Origin of the sequence: Brevibacillus sp. AF8 (assembly GCF_021270385.1) — a bacterium.
Classification (GTDB): domain Bacteria; phylum Bacillota; class Bacilli; order Brevibacillales; family Brevibacillaceae; genus Brevibacillus.
The window spans coordinates 115,283-129,621 of the sequence record NZ_JAGQDN010000019.1; the positions used below are offsets into that span (position 1 = coordinate 115,283).

Sequence of the window (14,339 nt, forward strand, 5' to 3'; positions counted from 1 at the left end):
ATGGTCTATCCAATGAAAAAGGCTGACAAGCGAAAATCATGCTGGTCAGCCCTTTCTACTTTTTAGACTATAGCTCAATGACAGGAATACTCCCACCCACACTAACCGGCTCGATCGCCTTGCCCGCTGACCGCACCAAAGTAAAGTACTCATAGCAGCCAATGACGCCAAAGTCCCCATCGATCACACCCGGATAAGCGCGGTTGACGGAATACTCCTGACTGAGGTGAGCTTTCAGCGCCTCTCCTTTTTGTGTCCGATAGCCTGAAATATCGACCTTGCCTGTGATCGGAACCGCTGGCTTTGGACCATGATCCGGGCAATGATCGTAGTAGTGCGGGATCGAAACATAGTACAGATCAGGATATTCTGCCGGAGCCAAGCTCGCTTCCGCTTGTTCCACCGCTCTCGTCGTCGCCTCACACGTGACGATATGATCGGGATGACCCGTTACCCCGTCCGGCGGAAACGTAACAACGACATTGGGCTTCCATTCCTCTATCGCTTCCCGAATCTTGCCCACCAGCTCGTTCAGGTCGGCATTTTGCAAGGAACCATCCGGGTACCGGAACAAGTCGAGACGACTGATTCCCAGCACTTCCGCCGCTGTTTTCAGCTCTAGCTCTCGATGCTTTGCCAGCTTTTCTCTGCAATCGATATCGAATGGACCGCTGCGACCTTTACAACCGGAGGTAATGCACAAATAACATGTTTCGTGTCCAGCATCCTTGCACTTTGCCAACGTTCCCCCGCAGGCAAAAGACTCATCGTCCGGATGGGGAAAGACAACCATTACTTTTTTCATATCTGCACCTCACTTGCCGCCCGATTGGCGTTCTAAATAAGCCAATCCCTTTGCTATGACACCGTAAATCGGATCGTTTTGCGCTTTTTCGATGACGACCTGCGAAGCGTACTCTCGGACGCGCTCTACGACGATCTCTCGCACGCGATCATCGTTTTGCAAAACGCCTCCCTGCATGATCATCTGAAACGGCTTGGCTTTCATTTGCAACGTATCAATGACCGCCCGAGCAGCATCGAAAAGCTCTTCGCCTGCGACCTGCAAGATAGCTGCTGCCACCTCATCTCCGGCAAGTGCCGCTTGACTGACCAACGGCGACAGCTCTCCTACCTTCTCGACGGAATAATGCTCACTGTACGTCCAATTAAACAATTCATCTACGCGTCCCAGTCCAACGTGCGGGAGGAGCAGCTCCTTCAATACGGTCGGCTCGCCGCGGCCATCCGCTGCTTTTAATACTGCCATAATCGCTTGCTTGCCGATCCAGTAGCCGCTGCCCTCGTCACCGACCCGATGCCCCCAGCCTCCTGCTCTCGCCGTTTCCTGATCATCATTTACACCAAAGGCAATCGAGCCTGTGCCTGCGATGACCAGAATGCCTGGTTTGCCTCCGGTCGCACCGAGCAATGCCGCAAACCCGTCGTTTTCCACAATTAGCTGCTGGACGCGAATACCGAGCTGGTGCAGCACCTTGCTCACCATTCGCGAGATCACCTGTCGATCATACTCCGTATCCAGGCCAGCGATCCCGAACACCGCGCACTCGATTTCCCATTCGATTCGTCCATCCGGGGTCGGCGTGCCGCTCATAAAAGGGGCAACTGTTTGACGAGCGACCGCATCGTCCAAAGCTTGGCTGATCGCTGCAACCAACTCACGAGCTGCCGCTTCCTCCCCGATCCCTTGATAATTGCATGAACCGGAGCGGCCTGCACCGATTTCATTTCTGGAGCGGTCCACCAGTACCGCCAGACACTTGGTGCCCCCTCCGTCCACTGCCAGAAGAGGTATTCGCACCGCTGCCATTACCCCACACTCCATTCAGCTGTCATCTGATCTAACCCTTTCATCACATTCGCAATCGCCTGTTTTTTCTGTGCCAGCCATTCTGTTTCCTGCTGGAGAACCCCTTGGCGAACAGCGATCATGCGCTTCATTTCCTCTGGGTTTGGTCCACCAGGAAGCTTGCGGATCATTACGAAATGGACCGGGTCAAGTGCCAGTCTGAGCTCTTCTGCTGTGAGCGACAGCTCCCGCCCGATTACTTCCAAGGCTGCACGGTTTACCAGCTCCAAGCTGATTTGGTTTGCAGCGAGTTGCTCGCTCATCGCTTCTTTTACCACACGACTCACGATGTGATGAGATTTGCGGAACGAAAGCTGATCTGTGCGCACCAATGTATCCGCCAGCTCAGTGACAGTCGCAAAGCTGCCCTTCGCCCGCTCCAAGAGAACGTCCTTGTTCACTTCCATCGTACCCACAACGCTCGCCATCAAGCGATACATCTGCTCGAGTACTCCCATGCTCCGCCACGCGTATGGCTGCATGTCATCCTCGGTGTCCACGATATCGCCAAAAGGCGTATTGTGCATCATCGTAAGCACTGTCGTCGCATTGCCTGCCGCACTGGACAACAGAGAGCGCATATGCTCAAAGGAAACCGGATTTCGCTTTTGCGGCATGATAGAGCTGATCTGCACGTATGGACTCGCGACTTTTAACCCCGCAAATTCTTGTGTGCACCAGAGCAGCATATCTTGAACCGTACGCCCCAAATTGATAGCTGCCAATTGTACGGCTGTCGCTACTTCCCCTAAATAATCCGCTCCGCAGACTGCATCATAGGAATTTTCCACCAACTCATCAAATCCGAGCAATTCGCGCATCCGCTCCCGGCTGATCGCAAAGCCAGAAGTCGTCAAGGCCGCTGCCCCCATCGGTGAGCGATTGACTGTGTGATAGGCCTGGATCAGTCGCTTGATATCACGGCTGAGCATGTCAGTAGCCGCCATGATGTAATGCGCCATTGTCGTCGGCTGTGCCTGCTGTGTATGTGTGTAGCCAATCATGATCGTATCCACATGCTCATTTGCAAAGAGGAGCAAATGCTCTTTCAGATAGAGGGCAGAAGCCAAGGTCACCAACAATTTTTCACGCAGCACCATGCGGTAAATCGTAATCCCCATGTCGTTGCGGCTGCGAGCCAGATGCAGATTTCCTGCCACATCAGGAGCCAGTTCCAGCAAACGGCTCTCTACCTGAAAGAACAAATCTTCAAACTGTCCGGTGTAATGCGATTGGCGCAGCTCTTCCATTTCGATCCCACACAGTGCACCAGCAATTCTTTTAGCCTCGTCGTCTGTGAGCAATTCTTGTTCACGAAGCATGATCAAATGTGCCTTGTTGATCGCCATCATCGGATGCAGCAGATGGTGCTTCGCTTCATTAAATGCAGGCTCCAAAACCGCCTCCACGTATGTCTTGCCAGGGAAGCTGGCTCCCTCCTGTTGAAAAATTCGCTCTCTGTAATTCATCTTTCTTGCATCTCCTTCCCTACCCATTCGTAAGCTGCTTCTATTTTTGCGTCTGTTCTTCTTTTAGGGAGGGGGGCGACCGCCTGAACGATCGCCTTCCCTTCTACTATGATTACTGCTGTGGGCTGATCATGTTGACAAACAATCGGATCGCACCCGGTACGAGTGACGGAATTTCGCGATACCACACGAGTGAGCTGTAGGTATACGTTCCTTTACCATACTTGGCAGTGAGGTACGTACCCGTAAATTCCTTCTCGCCTTCGTCTCCATTGGAGATAAGCTCTGTGTATTCCTTGCCCCACTCGGATGGGTTGTAAGCGGAACGATCCTGAATCCAGTTGTCCCAATCTTTCTCCGTGATTTTGTTTGGCGAATGGAACAAAGCATGATCAGGCGCCAATACTGTCACTTTGGAGTTTTCATCTGTGACACGCCATTGAATCAGCGGAGCACCGATTTTAATCGGATAAGGAGCCAACTCCGGCTTCCATTTATCCTCTGGCTTGTGGTATTGCACGACCAGATTTCCGCCGTTTTCCACGTATTTCAGCAAGCGTGCATTCGAAGGAATCAGCTCAGGTCGGAAACCATAAGCGCGAATGCCCAGCACGATCGTATCGTATTGATCCAGATCACCAGACTCGATATCTTTTGCCGACAAATTGGTCACATCGACTCCCAATTGGGACAAATACTGATCGATATTGTCAAAGCCACTGGATACGTAACCGACCTTCAATCCTTCCGGCACCTTCAAGTCAAATGCCTGGATGGCAAGCGTCGCTGGTTGGACAAAGTACGTCGTGCCGATATGCGGGTAACGGATGACTTGGGCTCCGTGTCGGCTCTCTTTTCCACTGCCAGACGCTACTGCTGTCACCGTGTACTTATCCGGTTGGACGGAAGCATCTGCTTTGACCGTAAAGGCAACGGACTTCGTTTCTCCCTTGGCTTCAAAGGCGAGCGGTGCTGCTTGTGGTTCTACGCTCCAGCCTTTTGGTACATCGAGAGAGATAGTTGTTTTCGCTGCACCTGGATTGTAGTTTTTCACCGTAACCTTGACCGGAATTGGCTCCTCTGGCTTCTGCGTATTCAAAACCGTCGCATTTGGACTCAGCACCATAGAAAAAGATGGAAGAACTGCAATGGCATCTGCTGGTGTCACATGGCTATTCGCCGTCGAGCCTGCAAAGCTGTAGCTGACATCTGCTGTAATGGCAGGAGCGGCATACGGTTGGAACAGAGCAGCATTAGAAGGAACTGAGACATCAAAAGTCGTTTTCACCGTCTGATTGTAGCCGAGCGATGAGAAACTGGTGGTCGATTGCGGCTTGGCTTGCCAGCCTTTTGGTACATTCAGCGCGAGATTGATCTTCCCGACTTTTGCTTGGCCGCCGTTGTAAGCCGTGACCGTTACTTTTGTCGTTTGCCCTGCTACCAGTTCGGTTGTCTCAGGCTTTACTTTGGTTACGAGCGAGAGCGCTTCGGCACTAGCTTTGTTCAGCTGGGATTTCTTCACTCCCAAACGATGGCGCAAGTCTGTTTTCGTGTCAGTTGGCAAGGTGGAGGCTTCGACTGCTGCCGTCGCTTTTTCCACATCCGCCAACATCTCATGCGCTTCCTTGGCTACGGAGGCAAAGCTTGGGTACGCAGCAATGACCTCTGCGGCATCCTTTTGCAGCTTTTTCAGTTCACCCGCGACTTTTTCCCCGCCAGACTGGCTGGCCACTTCCTTCGCTAAATCGTCAAACGAATAGGCAATTCCCTCAAAAAAGTCTGCTTCCTTGTCTTTTGTCTCTACGATGGATTGATCGAGCTTGTAATAATTGAAGCTGGGTCCCTCGTCATAGTGACGTCCCATCCCCTGGCTCTTGTGCATAAAACGGGATTCTTCGCCGAGTTGGACGTAAGAGGCCCCATAAATTTCGTCATAGTCGCCAACAGGCACTTTGACCGAGTAATCCTGTTCCTTTGCAGGCAGATACAGCTTCTTCACCTGCCAAGTAGCCAAGCCTTCTTTTGTATGCTGTGGAAAAATGTTTGGATCTGCGGCATCCTTGAATGCCCGTACTGTAATGACATTAATCGCGCGATGATGACCGTGAGTCGAAGGTTCGTTCAAAAATGCGGGAATCACGACATCAGGTCTCAGTGTCCGGATACGGCGGATGAGCTTTTCGTACGCGACATCCTCGCCCCATTTTTGCAAGGTTTCATCCGGGCTTTTGGAAAAGCCGAAGTCAAAAATAGGGTCGTCGATTTTTTCACTGAGGTTCTCCAGATGGATGTTCGTGATTTTGGAAGCTTCCTGCAATTCGCGGGTACGAATGATCCCCAGCGCATTACCCAGCTCGCTGCCTATCTCGTTCTGTCCTCCCTCGCCTCGGTTCGCAATGACACTGGATGTGTCCACCCCTTTGCCAAGCGACAAGTACGCGAGCATCGAACTGTGCTCATCGTCCGGATGTGCTCCGGTGTTCATCGCACTGGCAATCGTGGTGAGCGGCTTGATGGCTTTCCACAGGTCGACAACCCCGCGGTCCGCATGGGCGGTCTCGGGTGCTACCGGCATAATCAGACTCGTGGCTAGCACCGCTGCAGCCGTAATCGTGTACAGCTTGGCAAGTTTCCCCTTACTCAATGAACAACTCCTCCATTCCATTCAGATTGATGTCTATATCAATCATGGCGGTCTGTACGTATGCATTTCATTGATGTAGCCATGGATCGACCCACGGTTGCCCGGAGTGGATGGGGCATTACTGCTTCTGACTGATCATGTTGACAAACAAGCGAAAAGCGCCAGGGACTAGCTGTGGAATCTCGCGGAACCAGGCAAGCGAGCTGTAGGTGTACGTCCCTTTTCCATAGTGCGCCGTGAGGAAAATGCCGCGGAACTCCGGTTCTCCCGGATCACTTGTCGCAATCAGCTCGGTATACTCGCTTCCCCAGCGAGAAGGATTGTAGATGGAGCGCTCTTGCACCCATCCATCCCAGTCTGCTTGGGTAATGACGTTTGGCTCCTGGAACATCGGATGTTCAGGGGCCAGCATACGGACGTCTGATTGCTCATTGGTCACCCGCCAATCGATCAGCGATTCACCGATAAAAATGGGGTAAGGTGCCAAGTGCGGCTTCCATTTGTCCTCCGGCTTATGATATTGAACGACGAGGTTTCCGCCGTTTTCTACATAGTGCAAAAGACGCTGATTGCTCTCGATTAATTCGCGCCGGAATCCGTATGCACGAATACCGAGTACAATCGTGTCGTAGCGGGACAAATCGCCCGATTGGATTTCGTTTGCGTCGAGATTGAGACAATTCACCCCGACCGCGCGCAAGTATTTATCCATATTGTCAAAGCCGCTGGATACGTAGCCGATCCGTTGGTTTTTCGGGATGGCCAGATCAAAGGCTTGAACAGTCAGCGTAGCGGGCCGGATGAAATACGTTCGGCCAACATGCGGGTATTCAATGACCTGCACATCTTGCGCAATCTCTGCCACACCGTCTGTCCCCGCGACCGTAGCGCTGATCTGATATTTGCCATTCGTCACCTGCGGTGTGGTATGAACAGTAAAAGCGATCGTTTTCGTCTCGCTCCGGAAAGAAAACGGAACATCGACAAAGGCTGGCTCCGCTGTCCAGCCTGCCGGGACAACGAGAGCGACCTTGGCTGTAGAGCTTCCCGGACGGTACTGTTTCAGTGTTACCTTAACCGGGATCGTCTCATCCGTATGCAACGTATTCCGCACCACATCGGACGGGGTCAGCGTCACGGCATACGGCGGAAGCACAGCTACACGGCTATCCGGCTCCACGCGAATCGTACTGGCTGTCTCGAAGGCGAAATAGAGCACCTCGACATCGAATACAGTCGGCTTGTAAGGATGGAACAGCTCCGTCTTTGCAGGAATCGATACCTCAAATACGGTGCACACCGTCTGATTGTAAGCAAGTCGTGGAAAAGCCGTTGGCGTGAGCGGTTTCGCCGTCCATCCAGCGGGGACACGCATACGCAGCTGCACATGCTCAACCTCCAGCGAGCCGCCGTTGTAAGCCGTTACGGTAACCGTTGTCGTCTGGCCCGCCACCCACTCGCCCGTCTCCGGCTTGATTTTCACAACCAGAGACAGAGCCTCCGCACTGGCACGGTTTAGCTGCGCTTCCTTGAGTCCTAGCCGATACATCAAATCGACCTTTGTTTCTTCATCGAGTGAAGCCTTGCTTACTTCTTGTTGTGCAGACGCAAGCAAAGCCTTCATGTGATGAACCCTTTGAGCCACCTCAGCAAAACGCGGGTAGGCATTCAATACATCTGTAGCCGCATCATGCATACGGTGAAGCACTTCCGCAAGTTCTTGCCCGCCTTTTGCAGCGATGCTCTGCGCCAGATCAGCAAAACTGACGGGCAGTCCGAAAAAAAAGTCGCGCTCTTTTTCCGGTGCCGGAAAAACCGAGGCATCCAGGCGATAGTAATTGTAGGTCGGGCCTTCATCGTAGTGAACTCCCATGCCCTGTGTCTTATGCATAAACCTCGATCGCTCACCAAGCTGCACATAGGATGAGCCGTAGATTTGGTCGTATTCCCCCACGGGTACGGCGACGTGATAATCATCGTTGTCCATGATAGGCAGATACAGCTTTTTCATTTGCCACGGCAAAAGTCCAGCCTGTCTATGCGCAGGAAAGATCTGTGGATCGGCTGCTTCGTGGAAAGCTCGCTGTGTCAGCAACGTAATCGCCCGGTGATGTCCGTGTGTCGTCGGTTCATTTTCAAAGCAAGCGATAACGACATCGGGGCGCAGCTCCCTAATTTTTCGAACCAATCGCTCGTACACGACCTCTTCGCCCCATTTGCGGAAGGTTTCTTCGGCGCATTTGGAGAACCCGAAATCATGGATGGGATCATCCAGCTCTTCGCTTAAGATGCCAAGCGTCACATTGCTAAGAGATGAGGCTTCTTCCAGCTCACGCGTGCGGATAATCCCCAGCGCGGTACCTTGCTCGCAGCCGATTTCATTTTGGCCGCCTTCCCCTCTCGTCGCGATCACACTGGTGGTATACACGCCTCTCCCCAGGGCCAAGTAAGCGAGCATGGCACTGTGCTCATCGTCCGGATGGGCACCTGTATTCATGGCACTGGCAATGGTAGCGAGTGGCTTGATCGCTTTCCACAGATCGAGCAGTCCATGTTCCCCCTGCATGGTGCGAACAGATGCGGGAATAGTCGGGCAGGGTAGTTTGGTCGGCTGCACTTTCGGTGATTTCTTGTCCATCGATTCACTGACATCCACGTGAAGCCCTCCTTTTTCACGAAGGCATCCAGCTTTACACGGCAGTTCCCGCTTTATCTCCGGTCAGTTTTCTGGAGATGAACAACACGATGATGATGACCACGATTTGCAAGACACCATAGGCGCAAGCGGTGCCAAATTCATTACTGTACATGCGTTGGAATACAGCGACAGACAATGGCGTTGTCTTCGGTGTGAAGATCAGAATCGAAGCCACGAATTCCCCGATACACTGGACGAATGCCAAGAGTGTACCTGCGAGAATTCCACCCCAAGCCATCGGGAACACGACACGCCTGAAACTGTACCACCAGGAAGCACCCAGATTTCGCGCAGCCTCCTCAACAGATGGGTCCATCTGCATCAAAGTCGCATTGGTAGAGCGAAACACAAGTGGCAGATGTCGGACAAAATACGCCAACGGGATAATCCAGAATGTTCCGATCAAAACTTGTCCAAAGCTGAATGCATTCGGCTCACTGAACGCTGCAATCAGGTTGATCGCCACGACTGTCCCTGGCAATGCCCATGGTAGCATGATCAACACATCCAGAAGCGTTTTCCCGCGAAACTTGAGGCGAACCATGGCATATGCCGCAGCTACACCGAAAATGACGATCCCGATTACCGCGATCGCAGACAACTGCAAGCTGTTGAGAATTGGACGCCATGTCTTGCTATCCGTGAACAAATCCATGTAATGCGACAAGGTATACTCAGGAGGTAATATTTGCACCGTCCAGGTACCATCTACCGAGAAGGAGATGAGTACCAATACGAGAATTGGCAACATCAGAATGATTGTACCGATAAAAGACAGCACAATCGTGGTGTAGCGTCCCGCTTTGCTCTTGATCTCGGTACGATGCACGCTGACCCCTTTGCTCAAGTTCTGGTAGTTGCGCGCGCCTTGGTACCAACGCATGATCAAAAGAAAAGCCACAGAAACGATCGAAAGAATCGTAGACTGTGTCGCAGCCATGTCCAAATCTCCATTGGTGCGAGACAGATAGATCTGCATCGTCATCGTCCGGTCAATGCCGAAAATGAGCGGTGCCGTATAAGAAGCCATCGAAATCATGAAAACCAACAGAGAAGACGCGACCATGGCTGGCGTGAGCATCGGCAAAATAATACGCCGCCAAACCGTAAAGCGATTCGCTCCAAGACTGGCTGCCGCCTCTTCCAAGGACGGGTCGAGTCCCTTGATTGCTGCTGTAGCTGTCATGAAGAAGTAGGTGTACATCGTAAACGTATGAACGACGACCACACCCCACATTCCTTTTAACGAGAAAGGAACCTGGGCAAGCCCGAACAGCTCTTTGATCGCCCGTGGGATGATTCCGCTCTCTCCGTACAAAAAAGTAAACGAGAGAACACCAATCAGTGGAGGCAACGCCATCGGAACCAAAGCCAGCACAGAAAGAATTTTTCGTCCCGGAAACTCATAGCGCTCCAATAAAAACGCCATCGTAACCCCGACAATTCCGCACGTAATGACACTCAGAACCGATATGTAGATACTGTTCCACAACGCTTCCAGGTTGGCAGTATGCTCCAGACTGAAGAAGCGAATGTAGTTTTTCCACGTAATTTCCTCATCGATTTTGATACTCGCAACGAACGTTTCGAACAATGGATAAACGACATACGCCAACAATATTAAAAAGAGTGGCGATACCAGCACGTAGACGAAGGCGGGTGAAGCGGTGATGGACTTTCGTCTGGCTGCTGTCGGCGCTTGCTGCAACTCTGCTCTCAAAAGCTTCTTCCCCCTTATCCGGCAAAATAAATGCTCTCTTTCGGTATATGTAGGCCGATGGCATCGCCGCGCTGTTTAATCGGTCGTCCCAGGTTGATGGACATGCTGCGCAGGCTCTCACTTCCTACTTCCGTGACATAATTGACACACGCCCCTGTAAATTCAGACATGACAACAGAGCCTGTCACTACATTTTGTCCCTCATTGCCTGTACTCTCCAGAACGGATTCAGGACGAATGGACATCGTTACTTTCTCCCCGACAGACAGCTGTGCACGTGGAGAGGCATTTTCCTTCAATCCGCTAAGCATTTGTCCAGAAGCTGTGCGAACCAGCACTTCATCGCCGTCAAATCCTGTAACTGTCCCTTCCCACAGATTTGTCTCGCCGATAAAAGAAGCGACAAAACGGTTTACAGGACGATGGTAAATCTCATGCGGTGTTCCGATCTGCTGCACTTCTCCGCTCTGCATGACCATAATCCGGTCTGACATCGACATCGCTTCTGCTTGATCGTGCGTGACGTAAATCGTCGTAATTCCCAGCTCCAGCTGGAGTCTCTTGATCTCGAAACGCGTCTCTTCCCGAAGCTTCGCATCCAGATTGGACAGCGGCTCATCCAACAGCAGAATCTGCGGCTCGATGACCAGCGCCCGTGCCAGTGCTACCCGTTGCTGTTGTCCCCCGGAAAGCTGATCAATGCGGCGTTCGCCATAGCCCTCCAGACGTACCAGCTTCATGATCCGTTCTACGCGCTCCTTTGCATCTGTTTTGTTCACCTTCCGAACCTGCAAGCCAAACGCGATATTTTCAAAAACAGTCATGTGCGGGAACAACGCGTAGTTTTGGAATACCATCCCAGTATTGCGCTTGTGGGGAGGAAGAGATGTAACTTCCTGTGATCCAAAGCGGATATGGCCTTCTGTAGGATAATAAAAGCCGGCAATCATGCGCAGGGTAGTCGTTTTGCCGCAGCCACTCGGACCGAGAAAAGTAAAAAACTCTCCTGATTCGATATGAATGTGCACATCTTCGACCCCTTTTGCTTGGCCAAACCTTTTGTAAACGTGATCAAGTGTTACGCTGCTCATCGGGTTGTGTTTCCTCCTTCATCGCGAGTCATTTCAAGCTGACGGCCGTTTTCAAACAACTGCTATAAGTGACTAGACGGAAAGGACAACGCCTTCCCGCCTAGCTGCTTGAAAAAATCTTCCTTACTTCTTGCCTTTTCCCTTGATGTTTTCATCCCAATGCTGCATCCACTCTTTTTCTTTTTCAGCCATGACAGCCCAATCGAGTTCCATTGGCTTTAGCTCGAGATTTTTCATGAAGTCTGGCAATTGGTCCTTGCTGATGTCTGTACGAGATGGGAACTGGAAGCGTTCCTTCGCCAATTGGGCGGCCATTTCAGGACTCATCAAGAATTCCATAAACTTTTTCGCCGCATCCAGGTTTTTCGCGCCTTTTACGAGAGCCACGCCGTCTACGAGAATCGGTGCCCCGCTCTTCGGATAAATGAAGTCATACGGATGATTGTTCTTTTTGCTTTGGATCAGAACGTCTTGGAGGTTCCACAAGGAGATGACGCCCTCTTGACGATCCAGCTTCAGATACAGGTTTGTCGGGTCTTGTGTGTACTCTTTTGTATTGGCATCGAGCTTGGTCAGCCATTCAAAACCTTTTTCAGGAGTATCCGCCCCTTGACGGAAGATCATTGCGGAATAAATAGTACGCATGGTGCCGGACGGCAGTACGTTTCGGATCACGATTTTGTCTTTGAATTTCGGGTCGATCAATTCGTCCCAATCTTGTGGCGCTTCTTCTGGCTTCATTACCTGCGAGTTGTACATGATGACCTCTGGCAAAAGCATTTCGCCGTACCAGCGATCTTGCGGATCTTTGTACAAATCTGGAACCTTGTCTGCAAAAGTCGGCTTGTAAGGCTCCAGCAGATCTTCATTGGCTGCTGTCGCTAGAGCAGATTGGGTACCGCCCCACCAGAAGTCAGCCTGCGGGTTCGCCTTCTCTGCACGGACGCGCTCCAAAATTTGTTGGGCACCCATCTCAAGTGTTTCTACTTCAATGTTCGGGTACTTTTCTTTGAATTTTGGCAACACGATTTCAAAAATGTTTTTGTCCCGTCCGGTGTAAATCACCAGTCTTTGTGGGTCACCCGATGAATCAGCAGGTTGAGCAGCCGTGCCAGATTGGCCGCCTGCGCTGTTGTCGGCAGGCTTTGCTTCCTGTCCTCCACTGCCGCACGCAGCTACAGTCAGAGCCAAGGAGCTGACAAAAACGCCCTTCATCCATGTTTTCAGCTTGCTAGTTGTCTTCTTCAAAATGAACTCCCCCTCTTGTTCTTCTCACTCTTTGTCAAGCAGTCGTGTGAAAGGAAACGCTTCCAAAACGCTGTGGACAGCACCAATCAAACCAGCGCGCTCCCCCAGACTTGCTTTTTCAAGATTAGGCACCTCAGGCACCCATTCTCTCAGCCATTCGTGAATTTGCTTCACCCCTTCACCATCGACGTGGACCATCTCCCCGCTCAGGATCAATATTTCCGGGTTCAAAATACTGATGATGTTCGCCATTCCGTACGCCCAATGTCGATACACATCCGCAAGAAGCTCCTTTGCTTGTGCATTTTGTTTGGCGTGCCGGATCAGCTCTTCTATGACACTCGACCCTTCCTGAAGGTCAGAGAGAAATCCCTTTGCCTGCTCTTGGATGCCCGGAATCGAATAATGCGTCTCAAACACGCCTGACGCGCCATTCGGGCGATTATGTACCGGGCCGATCATCATGAAGCCGATTTCTCCTGCTGCCTCACGACTCCCCCGATAAAACTGCCCATCCAAAATAATCCCGGCCCCAATCCCCGTTCCTACATACATGTAGACGACGTTGGTATGGCCGACCCCTGCTCCACGGACGTACTCGCCCAGTGTCATCATATTCACGTCATTGTCGATAATGACGGGCAGTCCGAGTCGCGCTTCGATGGTCTGTTGAATCGGTGAACCCATCCACCCCGTGCTGGGTGAAAAGCTAACGGTTCCACTGCCACGCTGTGTGACGCCTTGCAAACCGACGCCCATTCCGAGCAGGCGCTCTCGCGGGATGCCGCTTTCACACAACAAGCGATCCAGTCCGGCTGCCAAATCTTCGATGACAGTTTCGCCATTCGCTGGTTGTGCCAGCCGTTTGCGATAGCGAGCCAAGAACTCGCCTTTCATATCTGCGATAGCCATGTCCAGGGTAGAGCCTTCAAAAATCGCGCCGGCAATGGCGTACGCCTGGTAGTTGTACTCCAACAAAATCGGCTTGCGGCCGCCTTTGGAATCGCCCATTCCTACTTCTTGCAGGAGCCCTTCCTGGATCATTTCATCTACAAGGGCGGAAACACATGGACGGCTGAGCAGTGTCTGTTTGGAGATATCCGCACGGGAAATCTGCCCGTGCAAGACGACCTGCTGTAATACTTCTTCTTTATTCAGTTTTTTCACGAGTTTGCTATTACCTGTTTTTTTGGGAGCTTGCACGCTTCATCGATCACCGCCACACAGTTAGTTAACATTACTAACAAAGATAACCAAATTATAGACACGGCAGCACCCAATAGTCAAACAATTTACATTTGTCTTTCATATATTTTTTGGTTTTTTAGTGTATATATCCCTTGTTAAAAAATACTAAAAAAAACAGAGTCGTCACGCTGTTGTGGTGGGGAGGAAACAGGAGAAAACACTCAGATTCTTGTCCCACCCGCTGTGGGATTCACTGCCCGCCTCCATGCAAAAAGCGAAACCGCGTCCAAAGTGGTCCATTCAGGATGTGTTTCAGAGGTGGACGCTTAAGAACGTGTTTCGCTTTTTGCATTCCGTCTCGGTCGGTGTACCAAAGATCTTCGCTTATTTCTCCTGTTTCCTCTACGAGCT

9 protein-coding genes are annotated in these 14,339 nt (G+C 51.6%); all 9 read right to left on the minus strand.

What is annotated here, in order from left to right:
• Nucleotides 1-67 precede the first annotated feature (67 nt).
• On the minus strand, nucleotides 68-805 hold the full coding sequence (locus tag KB186_RS21665; RefSeq protein WP_173612014.1) for a PIG-L deacetylase family protein: 738 nt from the start codon (nucleotides 803-805) through the stop codon (nucleotides 68-70).
• Nucleotides 806-814: 9 nt separating this feature from the next.
• Entirely contained in the window at nucleotides 815-1,831 is a 1,017-nt protein-coding gene (locus KB186_RS21670) for an N-acetylglucosamine kinase (protein WP_232774351.1), read from the minus strand.
• A complete protein-coding gene (argH, locus tag KB186_RS21675; RefSeq protein WP_173612016.1) occupies nucleotides 1,831-3,339 on the minus strand; it encodes an argininosuccinate lyase in 1,509 nt (502 codons plus the stop codon). The genes KB186_RS21670 and argH overlap by 1 nt, the downstream gene beginning before the upstream one ends.
• Before the next feature lie 112 nt (nucleotides 3,340-3,451).
• Nucleotides 3,452-5,983 (minus strand): NEW3 domain-containing protein, encoded by a 2,532-nt coding sequence (locus KB186_RS21680; RefSeq protein ID WP_232774352.1) that lies wholly within the window; start codon nucleotides 5,981-5,983, stop codon nucleotides 3,452-3,454.
• Between the two features lie 118 nt (nucleotides 5,984-6,101).
• Complete coding sequence (locus KB186_RS21685; protein WP_255688922.1) at nucleotides 6,102-8,621, minus strand: PIG-L family deacetylase; 2,520 nt, start codon at nucleotides 8,619-8,621, stop codon at nucleotides 6,102-6,104.
• Between the two features lie 52 nt (nucleotides 8,622-8,673).
• On the minus strand, nucleotides 8,674-10,401 hold the full coding sequence (locus tag KB186_RS21690) for an ABC transporter permease (protein WP_173612019.1): 1,728 nt from the start codon (nucleotides 10,399-10,401) through the stop codon (nucleotides 8,674-8,676).
• Between the two features lie 14 nt (nucleotides 10,402-10,415).
• On the minus strand, nucleotides 10,416-11,492 hold the full coding sequence (locus KB186_RS21695; RefSeq protein ID WP_173612020.1) for an ABC transporter ATP-binding protein: 1,077 nt from the start codon (nucleotides 11,490-11,492) through the stop codon (nucleotides 10,416-10,418).
• 123 nt (nucleotides 11,493-11,615) lie between these two features.
• Nucleotides 11,616-12,740: an extracellular solute-binding protein gene (locus KB186_RS21700; protein WP_173612021.1), complete on the minus strand. Its 1,125-nt coding sequence runs from the start codon at nucleotides 12,738-12,740 to the stop codon at nucleotides 11,616-11,618.
• A 24-nt stretch (nucleotides 12,741-12,764) separates the two neighbouring features.
• Nucleotides 12,765-13,943: an ROK family protein gene (locus KB186_RS21705; RefSeq protein ID WP_221869211.1), complete on the minus strand. Its 1,179-nt coding sequence runs from the start codon at nucleotides 13,941-13,943 to the stop codon at nucleotides 12,765-12,767.
• Between the last annotated feature and the right edge of the window lie 396 nt (nucleotides 13,944-14,339).

Excerpts from the sequence above, each read along its gene's own strand:
- KB186_RS21665 (WP_173612014.1), bottom strand. The coding sequence starts at position 805 with ATGAAAAAAGTAATGGTTGTCTTTCCCCATCCGGACGATGAGTCTTTT.
- KB186_RS21695 (WP_173612020.1), bottom strand. The coding sequence starts at position 11,492 with ATGAGCAGCGTAACACTTGATCACGTTTACAAAAGGTTTGGCCAAGCA.
- KB186_RS21670 (WP_232774351.1), bottom strand. The coding sequence starts at position 1,831 with ATGGCAGCGGTGCGAATACCTCTTCTGGCAGTGGACGGAGGGGGCACC.
- KB186_RS21685 (WP_255688922.1), bottom strand. The coding sequence starts at position 8,621 with ATGGACAAGAAATCACCGAAAGTGCAGCCGACCAAACTACCCTGCCCG.
- argH (WP_173612016.1), bottom strand. The coding sequence starts at position 3,339 with ATGAATTACAGAGAGCGAATTTTTCAACAGGAGGGAGCCAGCTTCCCT.